This window comes from uncultured Pontibacter sp., assembly GCF_947499215.1.
Lineage (GTDB): Bacteria > Bacteroidota > Bacteroidia > Cytophagales > Hymenobacteraceae > Pontibacter.
This window is the reverse complement of record NZ_CANMNI010000001.1, coordinates 644,462-668,168: the sequence shown is the minus strand read 5'-3', so window position 1 is coordinate 668,168 and position 23,707 is coordinate 644,462. Positions and strand designations below refer to the sequence as shown.

The 23,707-nt window shown below is 48.9% G+C and carries 25 protein-coding genes and 1 tRNA gene; 12 read left to right on the top strand and 14 right to left on the bottom strand.

The annotated features are described in order from the left end of the window. Window positions 1–161: 161 nt before the first annotated feature. The 5 genes from rpsA to Q1A04_RS02910 all read left to right on the top strand — a co-directional run bounded on the left by rpsA (window position 162) and on the right by Q1A04_RS02910 (window position 5,094). Entirely contained in the window at window positions 162–2,051 is a 1,890-nt protein-coding gene (rpsA, locus tag Q1A04_RS02930) for a 30S ribosomal protein S1 (protein WP_299700979.1), read from the top strand. Between the two features lie 253 nt (window positions 2,052–2,304). Beyond that, the gene (locus Q1A04_RS02925) at window positions 2,305–3,036 is read left to right on the top strand and encodes a DUF2625 domain-containing protein (RefSeq protein ID WP_299700976.1); all 732 of its coding nucleotides are present in this window, start codon (window positions 2,305–2,307) and stop codon (window positions 3,034–3,036) included. Between the two features lie 82 nt (window positions 3,037–3,118). Then, window positions 3,119–3,400, top strand: a complete 282-nt coding sequence (locus Q1A04_RS02920) for a hypothetical protein (protein WP_299700974.1) — start codon at window positions 3,119–3,121, stop codon at window positions 3,398–3,400. A gap of 189 nt (window positions 3,401–3,589) precedes the next feature. Beyond that, complete coding sequence (locus tag Q1A04_RS02915) at window positions 3,590–4,036, top strand: hypothetical protein (RefSeq protein WP_299700971.1); 447 nt, start codon at window positions 3,590–3,592, stop codon at window positions 4,034–4,036. A 140-nt stretch (window positions 4,037–4,176) separates the two neighbouring features. Continuing rightward, complete coding sequence (locus Q1A04_RS02910; RefSeq protein WP_299700968.1) at window positions 4,177–5,094, top strand: pseudouridine-5'-phosphate glycosidase; 918 nt, start codon at window positions 4,177–4,179, stop codon at window positions 5,092–5,094. Window positions 5,095–5,110: 16 nt separating this feature from the next. On the opposite strand, the gene Q1A04_RS02905 is transcribed toward Q1A04_RS02910, so the two are convergent. Then, entirely contained in the window at window positions 5,111–6,169 is a 1,059-nt protein-coding gene (locus Q1A04_RS02905; protein WP_299700965.1) for an acyltransferase, read from the bottom strand. 392 nt (window positions 6,170–6,561) lie between these two features. Here Q1A04_RS02905 and Q1A04_RS02900 point away from each other — a divergent pair, with 392 nt between their 5' ends. From Q1A04_RS02900 to cphA, 3 genes are all read left to right on the top strand, one after another. Further along, complete coding sequence (locus Q1A04_RS02900; RefSeq protein ID WP_299700962.1) at window positions 6,562–6,927, top strand: hypothetical protein; 366 nt, start codon at window positions 6,562–6,564, stop codon at window positions 6,925–6,927. 114 nt (window positions 6,928–7,041) lie between these two features. Then, window positions 7,042–7,112, top strand: a tRNA-Cys gene (locus Q1A04_RS02895). A 260-nt stretch (window positions 7,113–7,372) separates the two neighbouring features. Continuing rightward, window positions 7,373–10,003, top strand: coding sequence for a cyanophycin synthetase (gene cphA / locus Q1A04_RS02890; protein WP_299700959.1), 2,631 nt, complete (start codon window positions 7,373–7,375; stop codon window positions 10,001–10,003). A gap of 168 nt (window positions 10,004–10,171) precedes the next feature. Here cphA and Q1A04_RS02885 read toward each other — a convergent pair whose 3' ends face one another. Next, window positions 10,172–11,152, bottom strand: coding sequence for a hypothetical protein (locus tag Q1A04_RS02885; RefSeq protein ID WP_299700956.1), 981 nt, complete (start codon window positions 11,150–11,152; stop codon window positions 10,172–10,174). A gap of 75 nt (window positions 11,153–11,227) precedes the next feature. Between Q1A04_RS02885 and Q1A04_RS02880 the strand changes: the two genes are divergently transcribed. From Q1A04_RS02880 to Q1A04_RS02870, 3 genes are all read left to right on the top strand, one after another. Then, window positions 11,228–11,830, top strand: a complete 603-nt coding sequence (locus tag Q1A04_RS02880; protein WP_299700954.1) for a methyltransferase — start codon at window positions 11,228–11,230, stop codon at window positions 11,828–11,830. Window positions 11,831–11,990: 160 nt separating this feature from the next. Further along, window positions 11,991–12,800, top strand: a complete 810-nt coding sequence (kdsA, locus tag Q1A04_RS02875) for a 3-deoxy-8-phosphooctulonate synthase (RefSeq protein WP_299700951.1) — start codon at window positions 11,991–11,993, stop codon at window positions 12,798–12,800. A 73-nt stretch (window positions 12,801–12,873) separates the two neighbouring features. Beyond that, window positions 12,874–13,650, top strand: a complete 777-nt coding sequence (locus Q1A04_RS02870) for a DUF695 domain-containing protein (protein ID WP_299700948.1) — start codon at window positions 12,874–12,876, stop codon at window positions 13,648–13,650. Between the two features lie 90 nt (window positions 13,651–13,740). Here the strand turns inward: Q1A04_RS02870 and Q1A04_RS02865 are convergent, their stop codons facing one another. Both Q1A04_RS02865 and apaG read right to left on the bottom strand, forming a co-directional pair. Next, entirely contained in the window at window positions 13,741–14,526 is a 786-nt protein-coding gene (locus Q1A04_RS02865; RefSeq protein WP_299700945.1) for a class I SAM-dependent methyltransferase, read from the bottom strand. Window positions 14,527–14,709: 183 nt separating this feature from the next. Beyond that, on the bottom strand, window positions 14,710–15,096 hold the full coding sequence (apaG, locus tag Q1A04_RS02860; RefSeq protein WP_299700942.1) for a Co2+/Mg2+ efflux protein ApaG: 387 nt from the start codon (window positions 15,094–15,096) through the stop codon (window positions 14,710–14,712). 98 nt (window positions 15,097–15,194) lie between these two features. Between apaG and ung the strand changes: the two genes are divergently transcribed. Continuing rightward, window positions 15,195–15,857: a uracil-DNA glycosylase gene (ung, locus tag Q1A04_RS02855; protein ID WP_299700939.1), complete on the top strand. Its 663-nt coding sequence runs from the start codon at window positions 15,195–15,197 to the stop codon at window positions 15,855–15,857. Window positions 15,858–15,904: 47 nt separating this feature from the next. On the opposite strand, the gene Q1A04_RS02850 is transcribed toward ung, so the two are convergent. From Q1A04_RS02850 to Q1A04_RS02805, 10 genes are all read right to left on the bottom strand, one after another. Then, window positions 15,905–16,675 carry an outer membrane lipoprotein-sorting protein gene (locus tag Q1A04_RS02850; protein ID WP_299700936.1) on the bottom strand — a complete coding sequence of 257 codons (771 nt, stop codon included), beginning with the start codon at window positions 16,673–16,675 and terminating at the stop codon, window positions 15,905–15,907. Window positions 16,676–16,712: 37 nt separating this feature from the next. Continuing rightward, window positions 16,713–17,078: a DUF2200 domain-containing protein gene (locus tag Q1A04_RS02845; RefSeq protein WP_299700933.1), complete on the bottom strand. Its 366-nt coding sequence runs from the start codon at window positions 17,076–17,078 to the stop codon at window positions 16,713–16,715. Window positions 17,079–17,194: 116 nt separating this feature from the next. Then, window positions 17,195–17,668: a hypothetical protein gene (locus Q1A04_RS02840; RefSeq protein ID WP_299700930.1), complete on the bottom strand. Its 474-nt coding sequence runs from the start codon at window positions 17,666–17,668 to the stop codon at window positions 17,195–17,197. A gap of 209 nt (window positions 17,669–17,877) precedes the next feature. After that, a complete protein-coding gene (lepB, locus tag Q1A04_RS02835; RefSeq protein ID WP_299700927.1) occupies window positions 17,878–18,978 on the bottom strand; it encodes a signal peptidase I in 1,101 nt (366 codons plus the stop codon). 18 nt (window positions 18,979–18,996) lie between these two features. Next, on the bottom strand, window positions 18,997–19,713 hold the full coding sequence (gene dapB / locus Q1A04_RS02830; RefSeq protein ID WP_299700924.1) for a 4-hydroxy-tetrahydrodipicolinate reductase: 717 nt from the start codon (window positions 19,711–19,713) through the stop codon (window positions 18,997–18,999). Next, window positions 19,710–20,363, bottom strand: a complete 654-nt coding sequence (locus Q1A04_RS02825; RefSeq protein ID WP_299700922.1) for a DUF5683 domain-containing protein — start codon at window positions 20,361–20,363, stop codon at window positions 19,710–19,712. The genes dapB and Q1A04_RS02825 overlap by 4 nt, the downstream gene beginning before the upstream one ends. 9 nt (window positions 20,364–20,372) lie before the next feature. Beyond that, window positions 20,373–21,287 carry a ParB/RepB/Spo0J family partition protein gene (locus tag Q1A04_RS02820; RefSeq protein ID WP_299700919.1) on the bottom strand — a complete coding sequence of 305 codons (915 nt, stop codon included), beginning with the start codon at window positions 21,285–21,287 and terminating at the stop codon, window positions 20,373–20,375. Between the two features lie 11 nt (window positions 21,288–21,298). Further along, window positions 21,299–22,081, bottom strand: a complete 783-nt coding sequence (locus Q1A04_RS02815) for an AAA family ATPase (protein WP_299700916.1) — start codon at window positions 22,079–22,081, stop codon at window positions 21,299–21,301. Between the two features lie 7 nt (window positions 22,082–22,088). Continuing rightward, complete coding sequence (locus Q1A04_RS02810) at window positions 22,089–22,769, bottom strand: metal-dependent hydrolase (protein WP_299700913.1); 681 nt, start codon at window positions 22,767–22,769, stop codon at window positions 22,089–22,091. Window positions 22,770–23,097: 328 nt separating this feature from the next. Then, complete coding sequence (locus Q1A04_RS02805; protein WP_299700910.1) at window positions 23,098–23,628, bottom strand: YsnF/AvaK domain-containing protein; 531 nt, start codon at window positions 23,626–23,628, stop codon at window positions 23,098–23,100. Between the last annotated feature and the right edge of the window lie 79 nt (window positions 23,629–23,707).

Genomic DNA, 23,707 nt, shown 5'->3' with positions numbered 1-23,707 from the left:
TGCGAAATCTATACTATATACTAGCATACTTTTAAAGTATTTATTACTTTTGCCCCTTCATTCGAGTGAATGGCCTCGGCATCGCGTCCGGGGAAATGTAAAACCAAACCAAACCGGCCTATTGCTCTAAGTCGGTGGCTTCTCCAGAGCAGTAAAACATTATGAGTAATTCTCCAGAAAATTTCGATTGGGACAAGTTTGAGTCTCAAGGTTTCGGTGGCGGCTACAGCAAAGAAGAGCGCGCTGAAATGGAAAAAATGTATGATGACACCCTGACTACCGTACAGGAGCAGGAGGTTGTTAAAGGAACTGTTGTTGGTATCACTGATCGTGACGTGATCCTGAACATCGGTTTCAAATCTGACGGCCTAGTGCCGGTTTCTGAATTCAGAGACCTGCCTGAGCTGAAAGTTGGTGACGAGGTTGAGGTTTTCATCGAAGACCAGGAAGACCCGAACGGCCAGCTTATCCTTTCCCGCAAGAAAGCGAAAATCGTTAGCGCTTGGGCTCGTATCTACGACGCACTTGAGAACGATTCTGTGCTGGAAGGCGTGGTTAAGAGAAGAACCAAAGGTGGTCTTATCATGGACCTCTACGGTGTTGAAGCCTTCTTGCCAGGTTCTCAGATCGACGTGAAGCCGATCCGTGACTTTGACGTGTTCGTTGGTAAGAAGATGGAAGTGAAAGTTGTGAAAATCAACGCCGCTTTCGACAACGTGGTTGTATCTCACAAAGTACTTATCGAGAAAGACCTGGAGCAGCAGCGTGCAGCCATCCTGAACAACCTGGAGAAAGGTCAGGTTCTGGAAGGCGTTATCAAGAACATGACAAACTTCGGTGTGTTCATCGACCTTGGTGGCGTAGACGGTCTGCTTCACATCACAGATATCTCTTGGGGACGTATTAATCACCCAGAGGAAGTATTGAACCTTGACCAGAAGGTGAACGTGGTAGTGCTTGACTTCGACGATGACAAGAAGCGTATCTCTCTTGGCATGAAGCAGCTTACTCCGCACCCATGGGATGCTCTGCCAGCTGAAATCGAAGTTGGTTCTAGAGTGAAAGGTAAGATCGTTAATGTGGCTGACTACGGCGCATTCCTTGAGCTGATGCCAGGCGTTGAAGGTCTGATCCACGTTTCTGAAATGTCTTGGTCACAGCACCTGCGCAACCCACAGGACTTCATCAAGCAAGGCGACGAGGTTGAGGCAGTTGTATTGACACTTGACCGCGAAGAGCGCAAAATGTCTCTGGGCATCAAGCAGCTTACTGAAGATCCATGGACGAAAGAAGATGTTATCACGAAATATGCAGTTGGCACCAAGCACACTGGCGTAGTTCGCAACCTGACAAACTTCGGTCTGTTCTTGGAGCTGGAAGAAGGTGTTGACGGTCTGGTACACGTATCTGACCTGTCTTGGACTAAGAAAATTAAGCACCCATCTGAATTCGTTAAAGTTGGTGAAAACCTTGACGTAGTTGTTCTGGAGCTTGACGTAGCTAACAGAAGACTTGCTCTTGGTCACAAGCAGCTGGAGGAGAACCCTTGGGATACGTTCGAGTCTGTATTCAACATCGGTTCTGTGCACAAAGCTACAGTTCTTGAGAAGTCAGACAGAGGCGCTACACTGGAGCTTCCATACGGTATCGAAGGTTTCGCTTTCCCGAAAGGTCTTGCTAAAGAAGACGGTTCTCAGGTAGAAGCTGGTGAGCAGCTTGACTTCAGAGTAACTGAATTCTCTAAGGACGACCGTAAGATCATCCTTTCGCATACTGCTACTTACTCAGAGGCTGACAACGCGCGTATTGCGAAGGCCACTAAGAAAGCAGCTCCTGCAGCAGCTGGTGAGAAGAAAGAGAAAGCTCCTAAAGTTCAGAAAGAAGCTGAGAACAAGTCTACCCTAGGTGACTTGGACGCGCTTTCTGCCCTGAAAGAGCAAATGCTTTCTAACGAGAAAGAAGCTGGCGTGAAGAAATTGGAAGCCGCTGCCGCTAAAAAGGCAAAAGGTTCTGACGACGAAGCGTCTGCTGAAGAAGAGAACAACGCTTAATTCTAAGCTTGTCCTATAATGAAAGGCCCCGGAGCAATCCGGGGCCTTTTTTGTTTTTAGGGCTATTTTTCTCGCTGCTAACTTACGGGTAATAATAATCCAGCTAAATCTGCTATATTAGCTTTGTGCTATGCTTGAGGTAAAGGTTGATGAGGTTGGAAATCAACCCAATACACTGTATGCCACACATAGTCCAGATAGTGGGAGAAGGTGCTCCTGCTAGCAGATAGTTGGCATTAACCTAAAACATGAATTGAAAAAGATAGTTGTGTCCACCTTTTTGCTTTTATCTTCTTTAACTATGGCTAATGCACAGAGCAGTAGTTCTCGCCCTTTATCAGAGCTTATAAATAAAGAAGACTCAGGATGGACTTTAGTGCAGGGTTGTTTAAAAGAAGCGAGTAACAAAGTAGAAATTCTGCCTAAACAACAGCAGAAGGCGGAGAACGCCCTGCTACAGTTGCAGGTTACTACCCGCTCACCGATGGGAGCAATCGTTTACGAATCTGGCGGAATACTGGTTGATGATGGTTGGATACGCATCTTAGGCTCAGGTTCTGAGAAGCTTGACAGAAGCATCATGGAGTGGAACAGGGGAAAGTCTTATACGAATGAAGGAGAGCAGCCCTCATTTCTTTTGGTAGCTGATGATGTGCTTGGTGGTTTCTTCGCCATAAATGCGGGAGCATTCGGGCAAGAAGAGATTGGCAAGGTATACTACTTCTCGCCTGACAATCTGGAGTGGGAGTCATTAGGATTAAGTTACTCTGATTTTATATCCTTTTGTTTTGCAGGTGACATCGACAAATTTTATGAAGGGCTAAGGTGGACAAACTGGAGAGAAGAAGTAAAAAAAGTTGATGGTAAGAAAGGCATCCATTTCTTCCCTTTTCTCTGGACAGCAGAAGGTAAGGATTTGAATAATGTAAGCAGAAGGGCTGTGCCAATGCAAGAGCTTTGGAATCTATATATGGAACAGAAGTAATAAAAAGGCACATGCCAACAAGGTATACAAGTCATACTTCGGCTACGCCTCGTACGCCTTTTATACAAGACGTTAATTTGAAATGAATAATAGTGAATTAAAAAAAGAGTTTCAAGAGAGGTTTCTTGAGTTAAGAAAAATTCTGAATTCTTGCGACTTGATTCCTGGTTCACCAAAAGACGAATTCGACTCTTTAAATCATAAGATATTAAGTTATTTATACAAAGGGGCTGACATGGGAAAAATCACTCGTGTTTTAGATAGTGAACTAACTGTCAATTATGGGCTGTCCCCAAATTTAAAAGATGTAGAAAAAATTGCTGCCGAAATTATTGGCTGGTGGAGTTTGAATAATAGTATGTAGAGATTCTAAAGTAGTTGAAAATAATAAAATTTATGGCAACAAGACATATAAGCCACACTTAGGCTACGCCTCGTTCGCCTTCTATACAATCCGTGGATCTAAATTTTATAAACTGATTCTTAATATTTGAATAAAATGGATAGCCGATTAAAAATTAGAGCTGCACTCTCTATAGCATTCTTAATAGTAATGTCACTAACAGCACAAAGCCAAGACATTAAATTCATAAACTTGGTATATAGCACCGCGGCCAAACCGGTGAATGCTGAGGTAAAAGTTATCATACACCCCAATTCTGACAATACGTACAGGTTGAAGGTGGAATCAGTCTCTCTTCGGCAAATAGACCCCGCCAAATCCATCGACAAGGAAATAATCATAACGGCTGGGCAATTCAGCGAGCTTGTTAACGCCATACAGGGTATCAAACAGGCAGAAATTATCGGCGGGCCACACCCTACTGTGTTGGATGGAGAAGCTTGTTCCATCATCTTTGGAACGCTCGGGTCATCTATCTCCTATCAGGTAAATACGCCTAACCACGATACCGACAGAAGAAAACTCAATGATTTTCTTAAAGCCTATGAGCTTATCCTTAGTACTGCTAAGTTGGACCCTAAGTTAATTCTTGGTTAGGGGACTTTAGAGACATTTATTAAGCAAACTTCAAAGAAGAAAAACTTAGTCCAAACATTGTGTAAATACCAGCTACGGTCGATGGCCTTGGCGCCTCTTACACGAGCCCTTTAAGTACAGCAAGAGAACTGGATCATCCCATGAGCCCCTTCCTAGAAATACATCCCGAAGTCCAGCAAGCCCTAACCCAAGGAAAACCTGTCGTGGCGCTGGAGTCTACCATCATCGCGCATGGCATGCCGTACCCGCAGAACGTGCAGACGGCCTTAGAGGTCGAGGGGGTGGTGCGGGAAGCGGGCGCTATACCTGCGACCATTGCGATCTTGAAAGGTAAATGCTGTGTTGGGCTTACAGAGCAACAAATAGAGCATCTGGGCCAAGCCAAGGACGTCTGGAAAGTGAGTCTGGTGGATATGCCTTATGTCATCAGCCAGCAGCTGGACGGCGCTACTACAGTGGCTGCGACCATGCGCCTTGCCGCCATGGCAGGTATACGGGTCTTTGTAACCGGTGGAATTGGCGGCGTGCATCGCGGCGCTGAGACTACGATGGATATATCGGCCGACCTGACGGAAATGGGGCAGACCTCCGTGGCTGTGGTTTCTGCTGGTGTGAAGTCGATACTGGATATTGGGCTGACACTGGAGTACCTCGAAACGAAAGGTATACCTGTGGTTACTTTGGGGCAGGATGCCTTTCCGAGCTTTTACTCCCGCCAGAGCGGTTTCCCTTCTCCCTTGCGACTAGACGCTCCGCAGGCTATTGCCGATCTGTTGCGCACCAAATGGGAACTGGGACTGGAAGGAGCGGTACTAATTGCCAATCCTATACCTGAAAAGTACGAAGTGCCGGCACCAGAAATGGAATGGTATATCACCCAAGCCTTGCACGCCGCCGCACAGCAGCATGTCAAGGGCAAAGCGGTTACACCTTTTCTCTTAAAGTATATCGCAGAGCATAGTCAGGGAGAAAGCCTAGAAGCTAACATCACGCTTATTAAGCACAATGCCCGCTTGGGAGCGGAAATAGCTGTTGCCTATACCCAAGTTAAGGCCTAAATCAGAGCTGCTATACCTATTTCGTAGGCGCGGTTTCCGGCTTGGCAAAACCGCTGACAGGCACTTTCTTCTCCTGTGGCAAAGCATGCCCTGACCGTTGCTTATACCAAGTCTTAAGACGGCTTACAGCGGGTTTTTCGACGTAAGTGGTAATAAGCCAAGCGGCAGTGAGCGAAATAACCAAGGGCGGTATAATCACCAACAGGCTGTCTCCGAAAAAGTGTTTGGTCTCATTGATGATCACATAGCCGATAAACTGGTGGATCAGGTATAGCGCATAGGAAATACTGCCTAAGAATAGCAGCACCTTGTTTACCAAGAACTCCAACTTGCCCTGAAAGCCCAGATAAAAAAGACCAAAGAAGCTGATCACCACCAAGGTATGCGGCAGGCCTTCCGGCAGGTATAGGGCAAGTATGGCGAGGATGGAGAAGAGCAGGTGCCCCATAATGATAGGCTGCTTCTCCGGATTTTTGCGCAGCAGGTAGAAAAGGATACCCGCATAAAAGAACACGCCGTGGTACAGGTTAAGCACCGCACCTACTGGCCCGAAACTAAAGGCATACTTATGCACGAGGCTCAGCAGCACCCATACCGGCCCAACCCACAGGATGCGCTTCAGGTTATTGGTCATAAACAGGGCCAGCATCATCAGGTAAAACATCCACTCCGAAAACAGCGACCAGTATACCCCGTCTACATCGGGCACGCGGGCCAGCTTTTGGAACATGGTCAGGTTCACGAGCATGTCGGTAAACGTGGTCTCGAAGCCGGGCAGTCCGAAGCTTTGCACCACCACAAACGTGGTGAGCATGCTGAACCAGTAAGTAGGGTAGAGGCGGATGCCCCGGTTAAAGAGGAACTCCCCGCCGCTCTTGATTCGGTCGAAGCTGAAAAAGATTACAAAGCCGCTGATCATAAAGAAAAGCTCCACCCCAAACAGGCCATAATCGAAATCGAAGGCGGGGGAGAAGGTGTGTCCGTAAAGGCTGCGGTACACGGAGGTATAATGGAAAAGGGCTACAGAGAGTGCGGCAATACCCCTTAATGCGTCTAAGAATAGAAGTCTGTTCATAATTGTAATCAACTGCAACTGAGAGGAGGCATAGCTTCGTCTCCTGCATTGTTGCTAACTGGCTGTTACGGCCAGAGTATATAATGTGTTACCGTCAAAGTTTAGTGCCTAGTTTACAGGACGGCTCAGTTGATGCTTAAAGGCGCACGATCTGATCAAGTCCTGCTGCGGGTTGGCTAATGATATAGTGGTTTTTCAGAATATACCTTGAATGAGGGCATAAAGTTATGGATGATGCCAATAGTTTTTGAGCAGGCAGATGTAGTCGTCTGTCGTGTGACTTTTGTTTTTGCGGCACCTTTTTGGTAGCTTGTCGGTTGTAACAAAAGCGCTCCGGTTCTTCCTCGGTACGGCGGGATTGGCTAGCGACATATACCTTATAGAAATTTTACATGAAAACCACCTTTAACCTGTTGCTGGCCGCCGCCCTGATCGGCTTTACCGCCTGTTCTGACGGAGAGAGCAAGACGAGCAATACGAACAGCCCGACCACAAACCTGCCGGCTAATACGAACAATGCTGCTACGGCTGCTCCATCTGGCGATGTGGCCCTGAATCCGGAACACGGCCAGCCCGGTCACCGTTGCGATATCGAGGTAGGCGCACCGCTCAACTTGCCGGCCCAGCCTAGACTGACATCACCACAGCCAACATTCCAGCCGCAACCATCCGGTTCGGTGGCAGCAGGCACCAACCCGCCGCACGGACAGCCGGGCCACGATTGTGCCGTACCTGTAGGGGCTCCGCTTCCAAAATAAGCCGGAACAAAAAATAATGCCCTTAGAATTAGCGCTATACCTTGTAGCGACTAAAAAATATAGGTGTATAGTTTGACAAGCATACATCTCTGCTTATATTTGCACTCCAATCAGGGTAACGTGGCCGAGTGGCTAGGCTCAGCTCTGCAAAAGCTGCTACAGCGGTTCGAATCCGCTCGTTACCTCACCTTAATCGGCCGGTCAGATTTCTGACCGGCCGATTTTTTTTGCCAGCACATTAGACTGGCTATACCTGTCCACTCAATCGAGGCCTCGCTTTTGATTAAAAAATTCTCTAAATCATCCGCTTAAAATTGTTTCTTTTTTCGCAGCGGCTATATCTTTTGTAAAGCTAAATCGTATTGCAAGCAGACATTACATGATTGCAAATTCTTCATTCCCTACATAATATTTGACAGGCGATACAAGCTTCTTACCCAATCCCATGAAGATTACAGACTTGCGCATTATGCGCGGACCGAATTACTGGTCTGTTGAACACCCAAAAATTATTGTACTGAAGTTGGCCTTAGAAGAGCTGGCTGATACCCTTACCCACGAGGTGCCCGGTTTTGCAAACCGCTTAAAACGTCTTTTCCCGGATATGTATAACCACCGTGCCACCGAAGGCGTGGCTGGCGGCTTTTTTAAGTTGGTGGAGGAAGGTACTACCTTTGGCCACGTGGTGCAGCACATCGCCCTCGAACTGCAAACCATGGCAGGTATGGAGAGTGGTTTCGGCCGCTGCTACATGGCTCACGAGCAGGGCACACAGTTCGCTATTTACTCTTACCAAGAGGAAAGGGCCGGAGAGTACGCCGCTCATGCCGCGCTGCGCATCACCGAGGCCCTGATAAAAGGCGAGAAGTATAAACTGGACGAAGACATCGACCGTCTGCACCAGATCCGGGAGGATGAGTATTTCGGGCCGAGCACATATTCCATTGTATCGGAAGCCGCAAGCCGCAACATACCTTACATCCGGCTCAACCGTCACTCACTCATACAACTGGGCTATGGCGTGAACCAGAAGCGTATACAGGCCACCATGACCTGCGGCACCGCCTGCTTCGCCGTGGAGATAGCCGGCGACAAAAACGCTACCAAAGAGCTGCTCGACGAAGCTGGTATACCTGTGGCCAAAGGCACCACGGTGTACGACCAAGAGGAATTGAAGCGCGCCGTTGACAAACTGGGCTACCCACTCGTGCTGAAGCCGCTGGACGGCAACCACGGCAAAGGCGCTACCATTAATATCACCAACTGGAAGGATGCCCTCAAAGGCCTCGCCGCCGCTCAGAAGTATTCGGAGGCTGTGCTGGTGGAGCGCTTCATTCAGGGCTTCGATTTTCGCCTGCTGGTGATCAACAAGAAGTTCGTGGCTGCTGCCATGCGCACACCGGCTATGGTGACTGGTGATGGCGTCTGCACGATCAAACAGCTGGTGGACCGGGAGAACAAGGACCCGAGACGTGGGGTCGGGCACGAAAAAGCACTCACGCGCATAAATATTGACAAGCACACACAAAATATTTTAAAGGCCAAAAACCTTACTACTCAGTCGGTTCTGCCTGAAGGGGAGGTGCTATACCTAAAAAGTACGGCTAACATAAGTACTGGAGGCACCGCAACTGACGTTACTGACTTAGTGGATCCTTACAACGTACTGATGGCCGAGCGTATCGCGGGGATAGTGGGGCTGGATGTATGCGGCATCGACGTGATGACCACTGACATTGCCATACCGCTGAACGAAGCCGGTGGCGCTGTGCTGGAAGTGAATGCTGCCCCGGGTTTCCGGATGCACATTTCGCCCACTTACGGACTGCCCCGCAACGTGGCCGAGCCGGTGATCGACATGCTGTTTCCGCATACCAAACCGGCCCGTATTCCGATCGTGGCCGTGTCAGGTACGAATGGAAAGACCACGACAACCCGCCTCATCGCCCACATGGTGAAGAGCAAGGGTTATCAGGTAGGGTATACGACCACCGACGGCATTTACATTCAGGACAAGCTGCTCGAGAAAGGCGATACAACAGGGGCTTACAGCGCACAGTTCGTGCTCAAGGACCCGACCGTGAATTTTGCGGTACTGGAATGCGCCCGCGGCGGCTTGCTTCGCTCAGGGCTTGGCTTTGATCAGTGCGACATCGGCATTGTGACCAACGTGAGCTCCGACCACTTGGGTCTGCGCGACATCCATACCTTGGAGGATCTGGCCAAAGTGAAGTCCGTGATCCCGAAAAGCGTAAGCAAGGACGGGTATGCGATACTGAACGCCGACGATGATCTGGTATACGCAATGGCCGAAGGATTACAGTGCAAGGTGGCGTTCTTCAGTATGGACGAGAACAATCCGCGCATACTCAAGCACATTGCCAAAGGCGGACTGGCGGCAGTTTTTGAGAACGGGTATATCTCTATCTTCAAAAACAGCTACAAGATCCGGATTGACAGGGTGGCCGACGTGCCGCTGACATTTGGCGGAAGAGCTAAATTTAACATTGAGAACATACTGGCCGCAGCACTGGCCGGCTATGTATCGCACTTTGACATAGACGATATCAAGCGTGCCCTGCGCACCTTTATACCTTCACCGGCCAAAACGCCTGGCCGCATGAACCTATTCCAGTTCCCGAACTTCGAGGTGCTGGTGGACTACGCACACAACGTGGGCGGTCTGAAGGCCATAGGCGGCTTTATGGAGGACTTGGAGGTGACGCGCAAAATTGGCATCGTGGCTGGGGTAGGCGACCGCAGAACGCAGGATTTCTATGAACTGGGCCGTGTTGCCGGCGAGATTTTCGACGAGGTGATTATTCGCTTAGACAATGACCTGAGAGGCAAATCAGCCGAAGAGATAACCCTGCCCATGATGCAGGGGATAGAAGAGGTGGCACCGCACATACAGGTGAAGGTGATACCGGAAGAAATGCGCGCCATCGCCCACGCACTCGAAAACGCCGAAGAAGGCGCCTTTGTGGCCATCTTCACTGAGGATGTGCACGAGTCGGTGAGGATGGTGGAGAGCTTTAAAGTAATACAAGACCGCAAGCACATACTGGTCGAGTAAAAGATTCTTGTTGATTAATTTCTGACGCCTGCGTTAGAGAATTTCATGTGAACGATGGACTAAAACCCTTTCCTCAGGATAGGGTTTTTTTTATGGCCATACCTCAGCGGAAGAGGCACAAAAAAAGCCCCGACCAAATGGCCGGGGCTTTTCTATTAGGGTTTAAATCTATTTCAGAACGAAGTTAGTTGATCCGATCAGGTAGCCGTCAGCATACAGCTCAATGGTATGCTGGCCTTTCTTATACTCTGCGTTCTTGGCGTATACGAAACTCACCTGCTGTCCTGTATTGTCGAACACGATGTCGCGCTTGGCAGTGTAATACATGTCCTCACCGTCGATCTCAAACGAACCTGAGCCGGTAGAAAGGTTGTATAGGGCAGCGCCATCTGGCTCGATCAAACGCATGTAGATCGTCTTAGGCTCACGCGGCGCAACGTCGTTTTTGGCCAGATTGAAAGAAACGCGGATCTTCTCTGCGTTTTTGGCGCGGAACTCGTTGTCTTTATCGTCCAGCTCTCTGCCGCGCTTGTTCACAACGTTGATGTTCAAACGCTGTGCCTCCAGTCTGGAAGCCACTTTCACTTTCTCCACCAGAGACTGGTTTGTCGACTTCATCGTCGTGAGGCTGTCGCTGAGGCGGTTCTGCGTGGTTTTGAGAGAGGTATTCTCTGTGAAGAGCACTTCGTTGTCCTGCTTCAGGCTGGCGATCTGCTCGTCTTTTACTTTCAGTTGCTGCTCAAAAGCCTGTGCACGGTCGCGGAAGCGGCGCTGGTCAGCAAGACTGTAGCTGCTTTTGCGGAAACCGCGCAGCTCGGTCAGGTCAGAAGAAATGGAAGCTATCTGCGCCTCGAGCGAGTCGTTTTCCAAGCCCATGGCCTGCAACTCTTGGCTTTGGCGCTCGAAGTCGGCCTTCAGGGCTTCGTAAACTTTTATCTGGTTCTCCAGTTCTTTATCTTTAACCCGGATAACTTCAGCTTGCTCTTCATTTTTCTCTTTCTTCTGATAGTTCATGTAGAGCAGGATGCCGTTAATGCTGATCAGGATGACGAGTAGGCCACTTATCAAAAGCTTACGGTTGCTTCTTTTTTCAGAGGAGTTCATGGGCTGATTATGGTTTTGGGTGTCTTTTTGTTCCAGTGGGCTCATAAAATTGGGTTTACGGTCTGGAAAAGTGCTTTTGCAAGTTCCAAATATAAGACTTTTGCGCTATTATCATACAAGATGAATCAAGATTTTAACGCCGACTACTGGCAAAGCCGCTATCAAAACGGCCAGACCGGCTGGGACGTTGGGGGTATAACGACTCCCTTGCAAGATTATTTCGATCAGATGCCTAACACCGGACAGCGCATACTGGTTCCGGGCTGCGGCAATGCTTATGAGGCGGAGTATCTTTTCAAAAAAGGCTTTGTCCATACCTATGTGGCTGATGTGGCGGAAGCGCCTCTGCAACAGTTCGCTACGCGTGTCCCGGACTTCCCCAAAGATCAGCTGCTGCTACAGAATTTCTTTGATTTAAAAGGCCCTTTCGATCTGATCGTGGAGCAGACATTTTTCTGCGCGATTAACCCAGCAGACCGTGCAGCTTACGCCCGTAAATGCGCCGAGCTACTGGCATCCGGCGGCAAACTGGTCGGCCTGCTCTTCGACACAAAGTTTGAGCACCAAGGCCCTCCCTTCGGCGGCAGTCGCGAAGAGTACCGCACCTACTTCGAGCCCTATTTCGAGTTCCTGCACTTCGAAACCGCCTACAATTCCATTCCGCCACGGCAGGGTAGAGAACTGTTTATAGAATTGAGGAGGTTGGAGAGTCCCGAATTCTGAGTTCTGAGTCTTGGGAGGGAATGATTTTGTAGGGACAGGTCGCGACCTGTGCGAATCGTGCACCAAATAATCAGCAACTAACAATTCACAATTTAATTCCTATTTCGCCGTCATCTGACTAAATTTGCAGGCCGAAAGGCATTTAACTAAGCATCCAATTATGTTCGAAATACCAAAACTAAAACATACCGCCTCCGGCAACTTTTTTTTGATGGCTGGTCCTTGCGCCATAGAGGGTGAGGAAATGGCCCTGCAGATAGCAGAGCGCCTCGTAACCATCACCGATAAACTGGAGATTCCACTTATTTTCAAAGGCTCTTACCGCAAAGCCAACCGCTCCCGCCTCGACTCCTTTACAGGTATAGGCGATGAAAAAGCGTTGCGCATTCTGCAGAAGGTGAGCCAGACCTTTGATATACCTACTGTAACCGACATCCATGAAAGCCACGAGGCTGCCATGGCCGCTGAATATGTGGACGTGCTCCAGATCCCGGCTTTCCTATGCCGTCAGACGGACCTGCTCGTAGCGGCAGCCCAGACAGGCAAGGTAGTGAACATCAAGAAGGGCCAGTTCCTTTCGGGTGAGGCCATGCGCTTTGCAGTGGACAAGGTACGCGAGTCGGGCAATGACAAGGTGATCTTGACAGACCGTGGCAACAGCTTCGGCTATTCCGATATGGTGGTGGACTTCCGTAATTTGCCGGAAATGCAAACAACAGGCGCTCCAGTGGTGATGGACGTAACCCATTCGCTGCAGCAGCCGAACCAAAGCTCGGGCGTAACCGGTGGCAAGCCGGCCCTGATCGAGACGATCGCTAAGGCGGCCATTGCCGTTGGTGCCGACGGTCTGTTCATCGAAACGCACCCGCAGCCATCCGTAGCCAAGTCAGACGGTGCCAACATGCTGCCACTCGACCAGCTGGAAGGACTGCTGGAGAAACTGATCCGTATCCGCCAAGCCATACGCTAAACAACAGAAAATCGTATACAAGAAGCGTATCGACAACGGTTGATACGCTTCTTGTTTATTTTATACCTAGCCCATGTCTATACCTGCCTATACCCCTGAGTGGGAAGTTTATTTCTGCGACATTGATGACCGTCCAGCGTGTGTGAGCGTGGATCTCGGCTTCGAATCATTGGCGCCTATACCTGACAAGCGCCGCGCTTTTGAGATTGTGGTGGCACTGCAAGCGGCTGATCAGGATGGATTTCCGGCAGAAGAAGCGGAGTGGGAGAAGTTGGAGGAAATAGAAGAGGCCTTTGTGCAGGAGTTTGAGAACTCGCTGCAAGCGGCATTTGTGGGCAAGCTGCTGCACGACGGCAAGCGCAACTTCTACTTCTACACAGAACAGGAGGCCCTGCCCGATGTGATTGCCGCCAATATCATGCAGCAATTCCCGGACTATACATACGCCACCAACAACCTCGAAGATCCTAACTGGGATTTATACCTGAATTTCCTGTTCCCGGAGCCAGCTGACATGCAGAGCATCAAAAACGGTAGAGTAATGCGCATGATGCAGGAGCAGGGAGACGAGCAGCACATTCCTCGTCCTATTTCCCATTTCTTCTACTTAGCCAGCGAGGCCGACAGAACTGCTTTGCGGAAGGAGGTGGAGGCGCAAGGTTACACCTTAGTGCAGGAGGGAGAAAACGAGAAAAGTCCGGAGGCGCCCTATAGCTTGGTTGTCTCGAAAGTAGAGACCTTGGATGAAGAGGCAGTGCATGCCAGTACGTTGGCGCTTTATCAGCTGGCTGAGGCGCATAATGGTGTGTATGACGGTTGGGAAGCGCAGGTAATCCGGGAGAACGACTAGGGCGGTGGCGCTTAATTAGGAATTAGGAGAAATGATCTCTTGCTGTTTGCCAGTCAGAGATCATTTTCTAAAAATAGAATAAGGGCAGCATTAATAGAGTAGCGTAAAGTTCTCTTTAGGCTGCGTTTTCCGGAAAAATACCAGCCCCACATAGAACAGGTCGATCGTCTGCATTACCTGCGGGTGCTTTTTAATTTCCTGCCACGCCTTATTCATCTCTGCCGACCAGTAGAGGTCGTCCAGCACGAACACGCTGAGTTCATGATGCTTGCTGAGGCAGGCTTCAAAATAGCGCATAGTTGGCTCATAACGGTGGTTTCCGTCAAAAAACACAAAATCCAGTTGATCAACCTTTTTAAGCTGCGCAGCCAACGTTTCGTCTAAGTTGCCTATCACTTGCTTCACATTTTGCAGATTTAGCTTTTCGAAAGTGTCATGTGCCTCGGCGGCGATGGCCGGGCACCCTTCAAAGGTATAGACAGTGGCCTGCTCATTGCCTTTGGCAAGGTAGGAGGTGGTCAGGCCGAGTGAGGTTCCAAGATCGAAAACAGTGTTGGGTCTGAAATGACTTACCAGCCTGAAAAGCAGCTGCGCATACTTGGGAGGCTTGGCCGAGGTGCGGGCGATGTAGCTTATTTTTCGTTTTTTCTTCAGCCCGGCTTTTGGTCCGGCCCCAAAATCGGTTACTTCTATCGTCCGGTCGTCGAATAACAGCGATGCCCGCATATCCTCTATCTGCGGGTAGGCATAGTAATCCCCATCGTGCAGGATCACATTCTGGTAAAGGTCAAATACAAAAGGGGAATGTACGCCGTGCAGCTTAAATGCCTTTAGTCGGTAAAGCAGGTAATGGGCTGCAAGGTGGAAGGGGAGCAATGCTTAAATTGTTAATTGTTGGTTGTCGATTTTTTTTTTTCTCAGTACGAAACAGCATTTGATATACTAGGGCCGTTTGAATCTGCGAATTAAAGGTATAATCGTTTCAACAATTAAGCAATTCAACCATCAATAATCAAACAGTTATAGCTGATTCATCAATCAGCAATTAACAATCAATAATCAATTTAACTTATACGGTACGATGAGCGAGAACTCAGGTATGGTAACATGGAACTGCTTGCCGTCGACCATGCGCTCCATCAGGTAGGTGCCGCGCATTTTGCCCATACCTGTTTTGAGGTTGCAGCCAGATACGTATTCATGCGACTCGCCGGGCTCCAACACGGGCTGCTGGCCCACCACGCCTTCGCCTTCCACTTCGCGCATGGTGCCGGTGGCGTCATGTATGTACCAGTGGCGACGCAATAGCTTCACCGTGAACTCACTGTTATTTTCTATGCTGATCTTATAAGCGAATACATAGTGCTGCTGTACCGGACTGGAGTAATCTGGGAGGTAATTGGTCGTAACCGTTACTTTTACCCCTTCTGTAGTTTTTGTATCCATGTTACAGAGTTTTTTGTATAATTAGAATCTGTTTCAGGTAAAGCCGTTCTATTTCCTGAAAACAAATTCCAGAATGCTTAAGACCATCCCCACAAATCATGAATGTAAAGATAGAAGAAAGCTGGCAAAATGTGTTACAAGACGAATTTGAAAAGCCCTATTTCAAAAACCTTGTGTCATTTGTTAAAGACGAATACACGAGCCAAAAAGTTTACCCGCCGGGCAACCAGATTTTCAATGCTTTCGAGAAGTGTCCCTTTGATGCTGTAAAAGTGGTTATTTTAGGGCAAGACCCTTACCATGGGCCCAATCAGGCCAACGGATTGGCTTTTTCTGTGAAAGACGGGATGCGTATACCTCCCTCGCTGGTTAATATTTTCAAAGAGATAAAAAGTGATTTAGGAAAAGATTTGCCTGCAACTGGCAATCTGGAACGCTGGGCAGAGCAGGGGGTATTATTGCTAAATGCGACGCTTACCGTACGCGCCTCCGATGCCGGATCCCACCAGAAAAAGGGCTGGGAGGAGTTTACAGACGCGGTGGTGCGCAAAGTGAATGATCTGAAGGAAGGGGTGGTATTTATGCTTTGGGGAGCCTATGCCCAAAAGAAAGGCGCTTTTATAGACGAAAGCAAGCACCTCGTCCTCAAAGCCGCTCACCCATCGCCCTTCGCCGCCGATCGCGGCTTCTTTGGCACCCGCCACTTCAGCAAGGCCAATGAGTACCTGAAGGCGCAGGGGAAAGAGCCGATTGACTGGTAACCTCTCGGTAACTGGCGCGAGCGTCGACGCTCGCGCCATGAAACCTATTACTTCCAGTTTGCAGTTGCAAACTGCGCCGGATCAAACCAGCTTGGGTCTACTTTTTCAGGAAAAGAGATGTTGAAATACTCCTCTCTAAGGAATAGCTTGCCGTTGTTCTTAAATAAAATTTCCGTGGCTACCCAACTGCCTTCAACCTGCTTGTAGTTTTTCATTTCCACGTCACGGGCTACGCCTTTGTTATTGGTGATGACGCGCACCACCCATAGATTCTCTTTGTCCACCCAGAACTGGTTACTGGTGTTGTCATTCGGGTCTGTGGTGCCGATCACATAGGTGTCGCGGCCCTGCCACTTGGTTTCAGTGAGTTTGCTCAGGTCAAAGTTCAGCTCCTGTGCTTTGCTGATGGTCGTGGCGGGGGAGAAGAAGTATACATCAAAACTCAACAGCACCAGCGGGTGGATGGAGTATTGCTTATTTACCTGCTTGCCCTCTTTGAAGGTATACAGCGTGTCTTGGTGGTAGATAATGCCGTTGCCGGTCTCAAAGCCGTCGAAGCGGATGTGCAGGTTAGATGGATAACTGTAGATTTCCTGCCATACCTCTTCTTTACTTACCTGATCATCTGTGTAAAAGATAGCCCGCTGATCGAAAGCAAAGTTCGGGTACCATTTGTTTTCCCAGTAGCTGTACATAGTCTCGATTACTTGCTGGCCGTTTTGGGGTTTACTGGCAGTTGGGTTCATGTTGTTGGAGCAGGATAGGGTGAGAAATGGGAGGAGCAGGTATAGGGTGAAGTTTAAAAGGTTTTTTTTCATGGTTTTAGAGTTTCAAAATATTGGGTATTTGCTCTTTTTATACATCTCTTAGTATTTTCTCCATCTTTTTACCTTTTGCCAGTTCGTCCACCAGTTTGTCTAAATATCTCACTTGTTTGGTTAAGGGGTTTTCAATTTCCTCAATACGATAGCCACAAATAACCCCGGTTATGAGGTGAGCATTCTGGTTTAGATTAGCTCTTGTAAAAAAGTCGGCGAACGTCGTTTTCTCGTCAATCAGTTCCTGCAGTTCTTGGTTGTTGAAACCGGTTAGCCAAGTAATTACCTGATGCAGTTCTTCTTTCGTTCTGCCTTTCTTTTCAACCTTTGCCAAATAGTGCGGATATACCGAGGCAAAAGTCAAATTGGCCATGCGTTCATCATGCTCAGGTGTCGTATTCATCTCTTAATGAATAATAAATCGTTAAAAACTTAAAGACTATAAGGTGAATAGAGGTCTAACGTACTGGGCTTTGCTGTGGCGTAGCTACAGTAAAGGTGTGGTTATCTAAATTTGTTCTACCTGCCATATACTATATAGTCTAATACAACAGTAAAGGTAATACTATCAGGTAATGCAGGATTAATTATTACCGCTTCCCACAATTTTTGCACTGAATCACCTTTTGCTAGATCTGGTTCAAAAGCCTGAAATTTTACATATCCTGTATCATTCCTAACAACAGCATTTATGCCTTTACCATCCACTATGTCTTTATATGAAGCCCTACCATGAAAGAATTTTATGATTGTACTGTCAGAATATTCAGGAGGGAATTCGAATTTTTCTAGGAAAACTTTTGCTCTATACCAGTCACCATTTTTTAACTTATTCTTCTCGTACAATGCCATGAGGTATGGGTCATTTGGTAATGGTTCACCAAAATGTCGAGGTACTACTTTATAATTAAATTCATCTTCATTACCGCTTTCCAGCTCTTTTTGCTGACATGAAAGTAAAAACAGAAAGAGCAAGAGGTAAAGATTTTTCATTGATTCCCTATTTTAGATAACTATCTGCTAGCAGGAGTATCTACTCCCACTATCTGCATTATGTGTGGAGTTAAAGTTATAGATTACGATAAAACTCGCTATATATTATACCAAATATATAATATTTCAGCTATTACTCATCAGTACCCAAAACAAAAAACCGCCAGCTCCTCACAGAACTGGCGGTTTCATTTTCTATAATCTATACCTTACTCAATCGACTTAAACAGTCTATTCCATCTAATCTTGTCCAAGAAGCCGCCGTACGGATCGGTGGACATCCAGATCATCACGGCCTTGCCTACGATGTGGTCGGCAGGGACGAAGCCCCAGTAGCGGGAGTCGAGGGAATTGTGGCGGTTGTCGCCCATCATGAAGTAGTAATCCTGCTTAAAGGTATACGACGTGGCTTCTGCGCCATCCATGTACAGCTTCCCATCGCGCACCTCGGCGTTTTCGTTGCGCTCATAACCTAGGATCACCTTCTCATAGAAAGGCAGTGTTTCAGGCGTAATAGCTACTGTAGCGCCTTCTTTCGGAATGTACAGCGGACCAAAATTGTCCTTGTTCCACTCGTACTTGCTCGGCACGTGCGGGAACACCTCCGCGTCGCCTTTTCCGGCTTCGTCTTTCAGCAGCATGGCCTCTTTGATGAAGTCAAGCTTAGCAAGTTCCTGCACTTTCTCTGGTGAAGTATCTATGATGTAGCCGCCCTGCCACTGGATCACGTCGGTGATGTCGCGTTCCAAGAAGAACTTCTCAGCCAAGCGCTGGTCCGTAGACAGGAAGTACTTGTACTGCATCTTTCCGGGATTTTCAGCAGGTTTGCCATTGATGTATACCTGCATCTCTCGGATCTCGAGGGAGTCGCCTGCTATACCAATGCAGCGCTTGATGTAGTTGGTGCGCAGGTCAGCCGGATGGTGCTCCTCCGGTGGGTAATTAAACACCACCACATCGTTGCGCTGTACCTCCGAAAAGCCCGGCAGGCGGTAAGACTGCAGCTGTATGGCATCGGAGTAGGAGGGGATATTCGTGCCCCAGATGGTCTGGTGTGTGAGCGGTACCTGCAGCGGCGTGATCGGCGTGCGCGGACCGTAGTGCAGTTTGCTCACAAATAGGAAATCCCCTACCAGCAACGACTTCTCCATCGAAGGCGTCGGGATAGTATAGGCCTCAAACGTTGCCCAACGTATTAAACTCGCCGCTATAACGGCAAACAGAATGGCGTCGCCCCACTCACGCGCAAAGCTCTTCTTCTTTTTTGGCGCTCTGTTAGCGGGCTTCTTCTCCCAAAACTTTACTTTCATGTATAAAGCGTTTTGTAACTACAGGTTAAGCATGTCTTTCATGCCATACACGCCTTGACGGTCTTTGAGCCACTCGGCTGCCATTAGGGCGCCTTCGGCAAAGCCGGCGCGGCTGTGGGCAATGTGGCCCAGTTCTATCTTGTCCACTTCCGATTCGTAGGTCACGATGTGGGTGCCCACCACTTCCGGCTCACGCTCCGAAATAATATTCAGTTTGGCCTTGTCCGAGTCGTCATCAGCAGCCCAGCCGCTTAAGCTAGGGTAGCTGGACAGTATACCTTCGGCGGTGGTTATACCCGTACCGCTAGGTTTGTCTACTTTCTGCAAGTGGTGTATCTCCCGGATCGAAACCTGATACTCCTTGTAGGCCTGCATTTTAGCGGCAATATATTCGTTAAAATGGAAAAACAAATTAACGCCCACGCTATAATTGGAGGCATAGAAGAAAGCGCCTTTGTTTTCTTCGCAAAGTCTTACGGCTTCCTCATATTTGTCCAGCCAGCCTGTGGAACCGGAAACCACCGGTATACCTTGGCGCAGACAGTAGGAAATGTTTCCGAAAGCAGCTTCCGGGTGGGTGAACTCAATAGCTACGTCCGCATTTTCGGAGGTGTAACTGTTCAGTGTTTCTGCGTTGGTGTAGTCAATGGTGCCGGCTATCTGGTGGCCTTTGGCTAAGGCCATCTGCTCAATGGTTTTGCCCATTTTGCCATAGCCAATCAATAGGATTCTCATTTAGTTCTCGTGTATAAAGTAAGGGTAAGGCCCGGCGTCAGGGTATTTGCGGTGGGAGTGCGGAACATGTCGGGCTGCACCCGCAGGCTCAGGTTATCGCCTACGTCGAAATCGCGCATGTGCCCGTGCACATAGGCCTCTGCAATGTTCAAGGTATAAGCCACCACTCCGATAATGATCGACATATCCCGGTTGCGGCGGTAAAAGTCACGGCTTAAGCCTAGGTTACGGGTACCGGCAGGCCAAGCTGTGCCATAGTAGCGGTGGTCGACGTACTTATCGGTGGCATTGGGGTCTAGTCGCTGCTCCAATGCTTGCTCAAAGTCTTTGTAATTATTGTGGTTGTCGACAATGAAGTAGCCAATGACACCGCCTGTAGCGTAGATGATCGGAACTTTCCACCACGCGCCATTATAAATTTGGCCCAAGCCGGGCACGACAGCCGAGAAAACGGCGGCACGGCCGGGTCTGCCCAGATTTTTGAAACCGCTCAAAAAGAACTGTTTCTCTTGGTTCACTGTGTCTGCCTCCGGCGTAAGCACCAACACCGAGTCCGGACTGGTGGTAATAACCTGTCCATGCGCCTGCGGAGCTAGGAACTGGAATGCCAGCCCTACCAGAAAGAACGCAATGCCCGGTGCTATCCTCATGCTATCGAATTAGTAATTCAGAATTTCTAAAATGCGGTTCAACTCATCCACAGACACAAACGGAATCTTGATTTCGCCTTTGCCCTCGTTGTTCGCCTTCACCAGAATCTTGGTGCCGAACTGGGACGACAGGCGTTTCTCAACTCCCTTTAACTCATCATCATACTTGTTGAACATCAGTTTTTGTTGCATGTCAGGCTTCTTGCTGGCATTCTGCACGTTGCGAACCAGCTCCTCCACCTTGCGCACCGAGAGTTCTTCAGCTACCACCTTTTTAAAGATCTCCAACTGCTTCTCGATCGTGTCAATGTTGATGAGGGCGCGGGCGTGGCCCATGCTGATCACGTTGTCTCGCAGGGCGATCTGAATATCCGGCGGCAACTTGAGCAGGCGCAGGTAGTTGGTTACCGTCGTGCGCTTTTTACCCACACGGTCACCCAGTTCCTCCTGCTTCAGGCTGCACTCGGTGAGCAGACGCTGGTAGGAGAGGGCGATCTCGATCGCGTTCAGGTTTTCACGCTGAATGTTCTCGATCAGGGCCATTTCCAGCATCTGCTGGTCATCGGCCTTGCGGATGTAGGCGGGTATGGACGTCAGGCCGGCCATTTTGGAGGCCTGATAACGGCGCTCACCCGATATCAGCTGGTACGTGTTCTGATCTAGCTGCCGAACCGTGATGGGCTGAATGATGCCCTGAATTTTGATGGACTCAGCCAGTTCCTCCAGTGCCGTTTGATCAAAATGCGTGCGGGGCTGGTAGGGGTTCGTCTGGATCTGGTCTATGGCTATATCTGCGATGGTATTGACTTCGTTAAGTGTGGAAGACTCAGTTTTACCGGTATACTTGTTACCCTCCAAAAGAGAGCCCAAGCCTCTGCCGAGGCCACCTTTGCGTGTTGGTACTGGTTTCTTGTTATCGGACATGTAATACTAGGTTATTTCGCCAGCGCAACGCTGTTCTTCTCTGCTATCTCACGGGCGAGGTTCAGGTAGCTCATGGCACCCTTGCTCTCTGCGTCATGCAGCAAGGCAGGTATACCAAAGCTAGGAGACTCACTCAACTTCACGTTTCTTGGGATGATCGTATCGAACACCATCTGCTGGAAGTGCGTTTTCACCTCTTCCACTACTTGGTTGCTCAGTCGCAGACGCACATCATACATCGTCAGCAGAATACCCTCAATAGCCAATTCCGTGTTCAGTCGCGACTGTATAATCTTGATCGTGTTCAGGAGCTTGCCCAAGCCCTCCAAAGCGAAATACTCGCACTGCACCGGTATGATCACGGAATCTGCCGCCGTCAGCGAGTTCACCGTAATCAAACCCAAGGAAGGGGAGCAGTCGATGATGATGAAGTCGTATACCTCCTTGAGCGGAGCCAGCGCCTCGCGCATTTTCTCCTCCCGGTTCGGCACGTTAATCATCTCCACCTCGGCACCCACCAAGTCGATATGCGACGGAATCAGGTCCAGAAACGCAATGTTTGGTGAGTTCAGGATGATGTCCTGAATGGTTACATCCTCTACCATGCACTCGTAAATGCTGGTCGTGATGCTGGCCGGGTCGAAGCCGAGGCCCGACGTGGCGTTTGCCTGCGGGTCTGCGTCAACCAGTAATGTCTTATATTCGAGGGCTGCCAGGCTCGCAGCCAAGTTTATGGCTGTGGTGGTCTTGCCTACGCCACCTTTTTGATTTGCAACCGCTATTATTTTTCCCATCTAAAAATTATAGGTTTATAGTCTGACCTATCTCCATCAATATTAGTTCCTTGCCGGCCATCTGCGCTACTTCCTTCACTTCCTCATGGTCTATTTTGATGTAAGGGAAGGTGTCGTAATGCATGCCGATCACCTTGTCTACCTGCACAAAGTCAGCTGCCACCAAGGCATCGTGGATGTCCATGGTGAAGTTGTCGCCGATCGGCAACAGGGCAAAATCCAGATCAAACTGCTCCGGAATAAGCTTCATGTCGTAGGTAAGGGCCGTATCGCCGGCAAAATAAAATGTCTGATTCTCTGTTTCCACCACAAATCCGGCTGCGACGCCAGCGTAGGTTCCATCCGGCAACACACTGGAATGCACGGCATTAACCATCTTCACGGTGCCGAACGGCAGGGTCACCTTGCCGCCGATGTTCATGGGGTGGGTACTCTCTATACCTTTGTCCTCGTACCAAGTCGCAATCTCAAAAGAGGCTACAATAGTGGCAAAATTATTCTTGGCGATGCGCTCCGCGTCGTGTACATGGTCTTGGTGGCCGTGTGAGAGCAGGATGTAGTTCGCCTCAATTTTGTCAACGTCTATATGCGAAGCCAACTCATTCGGGGAGATGAACGGGTCGAATAGAATGCGGTGCTCACCGATCTTAAAAAGAAAGCAGGACTGTCCGTAATACGTTATTTCCATAGTATGCCGTTTTTAATCTGTTAGCCCGTTTCGGGTATAGAACTTTTACAAAGATACAGTTTTTTGTACAGAACGTATGATGTTCCACGCCCGGCGCAGGATATTTTTATCCACGATTTTGGGGGTTATCCACATTCCGAGGTGATAGGAGGCGGAAGGCGCTAAGCTAACAATAAGCGCGTTTTTAGCATGATAAAGCAAACAGGTCCGACCACTTTGGATAGCAGTCGGACCCGTATGCATTGATGGATTCGTTAAGCCTATAACGCGCCGTGGAACTATTTATTTTATACCTGTCCGGTTTTATGGTTGAAACTCTTCAAGTACACTACCTGTGTCCGGGATCGTTGGGATTAGCTCGCCTGCGTTCCACACGGATTTCCTCACGGCGCAATTCTATTTGCTGGCTATCGTGCTCTTCGGTGCGGTGCTTCGTTATGTGTAGTTCCTCCACCACCAGTATGCGCTTTTCAACTACTAGTACTTCCTTCAGCACCGGTATGATCATTTTGTCGCCTTCGTAGCGCACTGGAGGGGGTGGAGTGTCCACGTACTGGTTTATTTCGACACGCTCTATCTCCGCCTCTTCATGTATGATAGGCAGGTCCAGCGACACGTCTTCCCGGTGCACATCTTTTGAAATACGCACTTGGCCGGTTTCCCTTATCTCCTTGTCCACATGCACTTGCTCTTCAATGACAGGTATGGTCTTCGCGTACTCTATATCTACATCCAGCTTTTCGCGCTCATCACGGCCATATTCATCCTGTATGTCCCGTTCCTCTTGGGGACTGGTGGTGTGGCTGTCGCGAAGTTTCTCATCAAATTCGGATTTAAGTTTGTCTGATTTCTTGCTCATGTTTAGGGGGTATGGCTGTTTAATTCATTGGCTAGTGTTGCCTTATCAATTTCAAATTTTACGCGTGTGGTGGGGGATA

What these genes read in the sequence shown, in the direction of transcription:
- rpsA (WP_299700979.1), top strand. Translation starts at nt 162, where the DNA reads ATGAGTAATTCTCCAGAAAATTTCGATTGGGACAAGTTTGAGTCTCAA.
- Q1A04_RS02920 (WP_299700974.1), top strand. Translation starts at nt 3,119, where the DNA reads ATGAATAATAGTGAATTAAAAAAAGAGTTTCAAGAGAGGTTTCTTGAG.
- Q1A04_RS02915 (WP_299700971.1), top strand. Translation starts at nt 3,590, where the DNA reads ATGTCACTAACAGCACAAAGCCAAGACATTAAATTCATAAACTTGGTA.
- Q1A04_RS02910 (WP_299700968.1), top strand. Translation starts at nt 4,177, where the DNA reads ATGAGCCCCTTCCTAGAAATACATCCCGAAGTCCAGCAAGCCCTAACC.
- Q1A04_RS02905 (WP_299700965.1), bottom strand. Translation starts at nt 6,169, where the DNA reads ATGAACAGACTTCTATTCTTAGACGCATTAAGGGGTATTGCCGCACTC.
- Q1A04_RS02900 (WP_299700962.1), top strand. Translation starts at nt 6,562, where the DNA reads ATGAAAACCACCTTTAACCTGTTGCTGGCCGCCGCCCTGATCGGCTTT.
- cphA (WP_299700959.1), top strand. Translation starts at nt 7,373, where the DNA reads ATGAAGATTACAGACTTGCGCATTATGCGCGGACCGAATTACTGGTCT.
- Q1A04_RS02885 (WP_299700956.1), bottom strand. Translation starts at nt 11,152, where the DNA reads ATGAGCCCACTGGAACAAAAAGACACCCAAAACCATAATCAGCCCATG.
- Q1A04_RS02880 (WP_299700954.1), top strand. Translation starts at nt 11,228, where the DNA reads ATGAATCAAGATTTTAACGCCGACTACTGGCAAAGCCGCTATCAAAAC.
- kdsA (WP_299700951.1), top strand. Translation starts at nt 11,991, where the DNA reads ATGTTCGAAATACCAAAACTAAAACATACCGCCTCCGGCAACTTTTTT.
- Q1A04_RS02870 (WP_299700948.1), top strand. Translation starts at nt 12,874, where the DNA reads ATGTCTATACCTGCCTATACCCCTGAGTGGGAAGTTTATTTCTGCGAC.
- apaG (WP_299700942.1), bottom strand. Translation starts at nt 15,096, where the DNA reads ATGGATACAAAAACTACAGAAGGGGTAAAAGTAACGGTTACGACCAAT.
- ung (WP_299700939.1), top strand. Translation starts at nt 15,195, where the DNA reads ATGAATGTAAAGATAGAAGAAAGCTGGCAAAATGTGTTACAAGACGAA.
- Q1A04_RS02850 (WP_299700936.1), bottom strand. Translation starts at nt 16,675, where the DNA reads ATGAAAAAAAACCTTTTAAACTTCACCCTATACCTGCTCCTCCCATTT.
- Q1A04_RS02845 (WP_299700933.1), bottom strand. Translation starts at nt 17,078, where the DNA reads ATGAATACGACACCTGAGCATGATGAACGCATGGCCAATTTGACTTTT.
- Q1A04_RS02840 (WP_299700930.1), bottom strand. Translation starts at nt 17,668, where the DNA reads ATGAAAAATCTTTACCTCTTGCTCTTTCTGTTTTTACTTTCATGTCAG.
- lepB (WP_299700927.1), bottom strand. Translation starts at nt 18,978, where the DNA reads ATGAAAGTAAAGTTTTGGGAGAAGAAGCCCGCTAACAGAGCGCCAAAA.
- dapB (WP_299700924.1), bottom strand. Translation starts at nt 19,713, where the DNA reads ATGAGAATCCTATTGATTGGCTATGGCAAAATGGGCAAAACCATTGAG.
- Q1A04_RS02825 (WP_299700922.1), bottom strand. Translation starts at nt 20,363, where the DNA reads ATGAGGATAGCACCGGGCATTGCGTTCTTTCTGGTAGGGCTGGCATTC.
- Q1A04_RS02820 (WP_299700919.1), bottom strand. Translation starts at nt 21,287, where the DNA reads ATGTCCGATAACAAGAAACCAGTACCAACACGCAAAGGTGGCCTCGGC.
- Q1A04_RS02815 (WP_299700916.1), bottom strand. Translation starts at nt 22,081, where the DNA reads ATGGGAAAAATAATAGCGGTTGCAAATCAAAAAGGTGGCGTAGGCAAG.
- Q1A04_RS02810 (WP_299700913.1), bottom strand. Translation starts at nt 22,769, where the DNA reads ATGGAAATAACGTATTACGGACAGTCCTGCTTTCTTTTTAAGATCGGT.
- Q1A04_RS02805 (WP_299700910.1), bottom strand. Translation starts at nt 23,628, where the DNA reads ATGAGCAAGAAATCAGACAAACTTAAATCCGAATTTGATGAGAAACTT.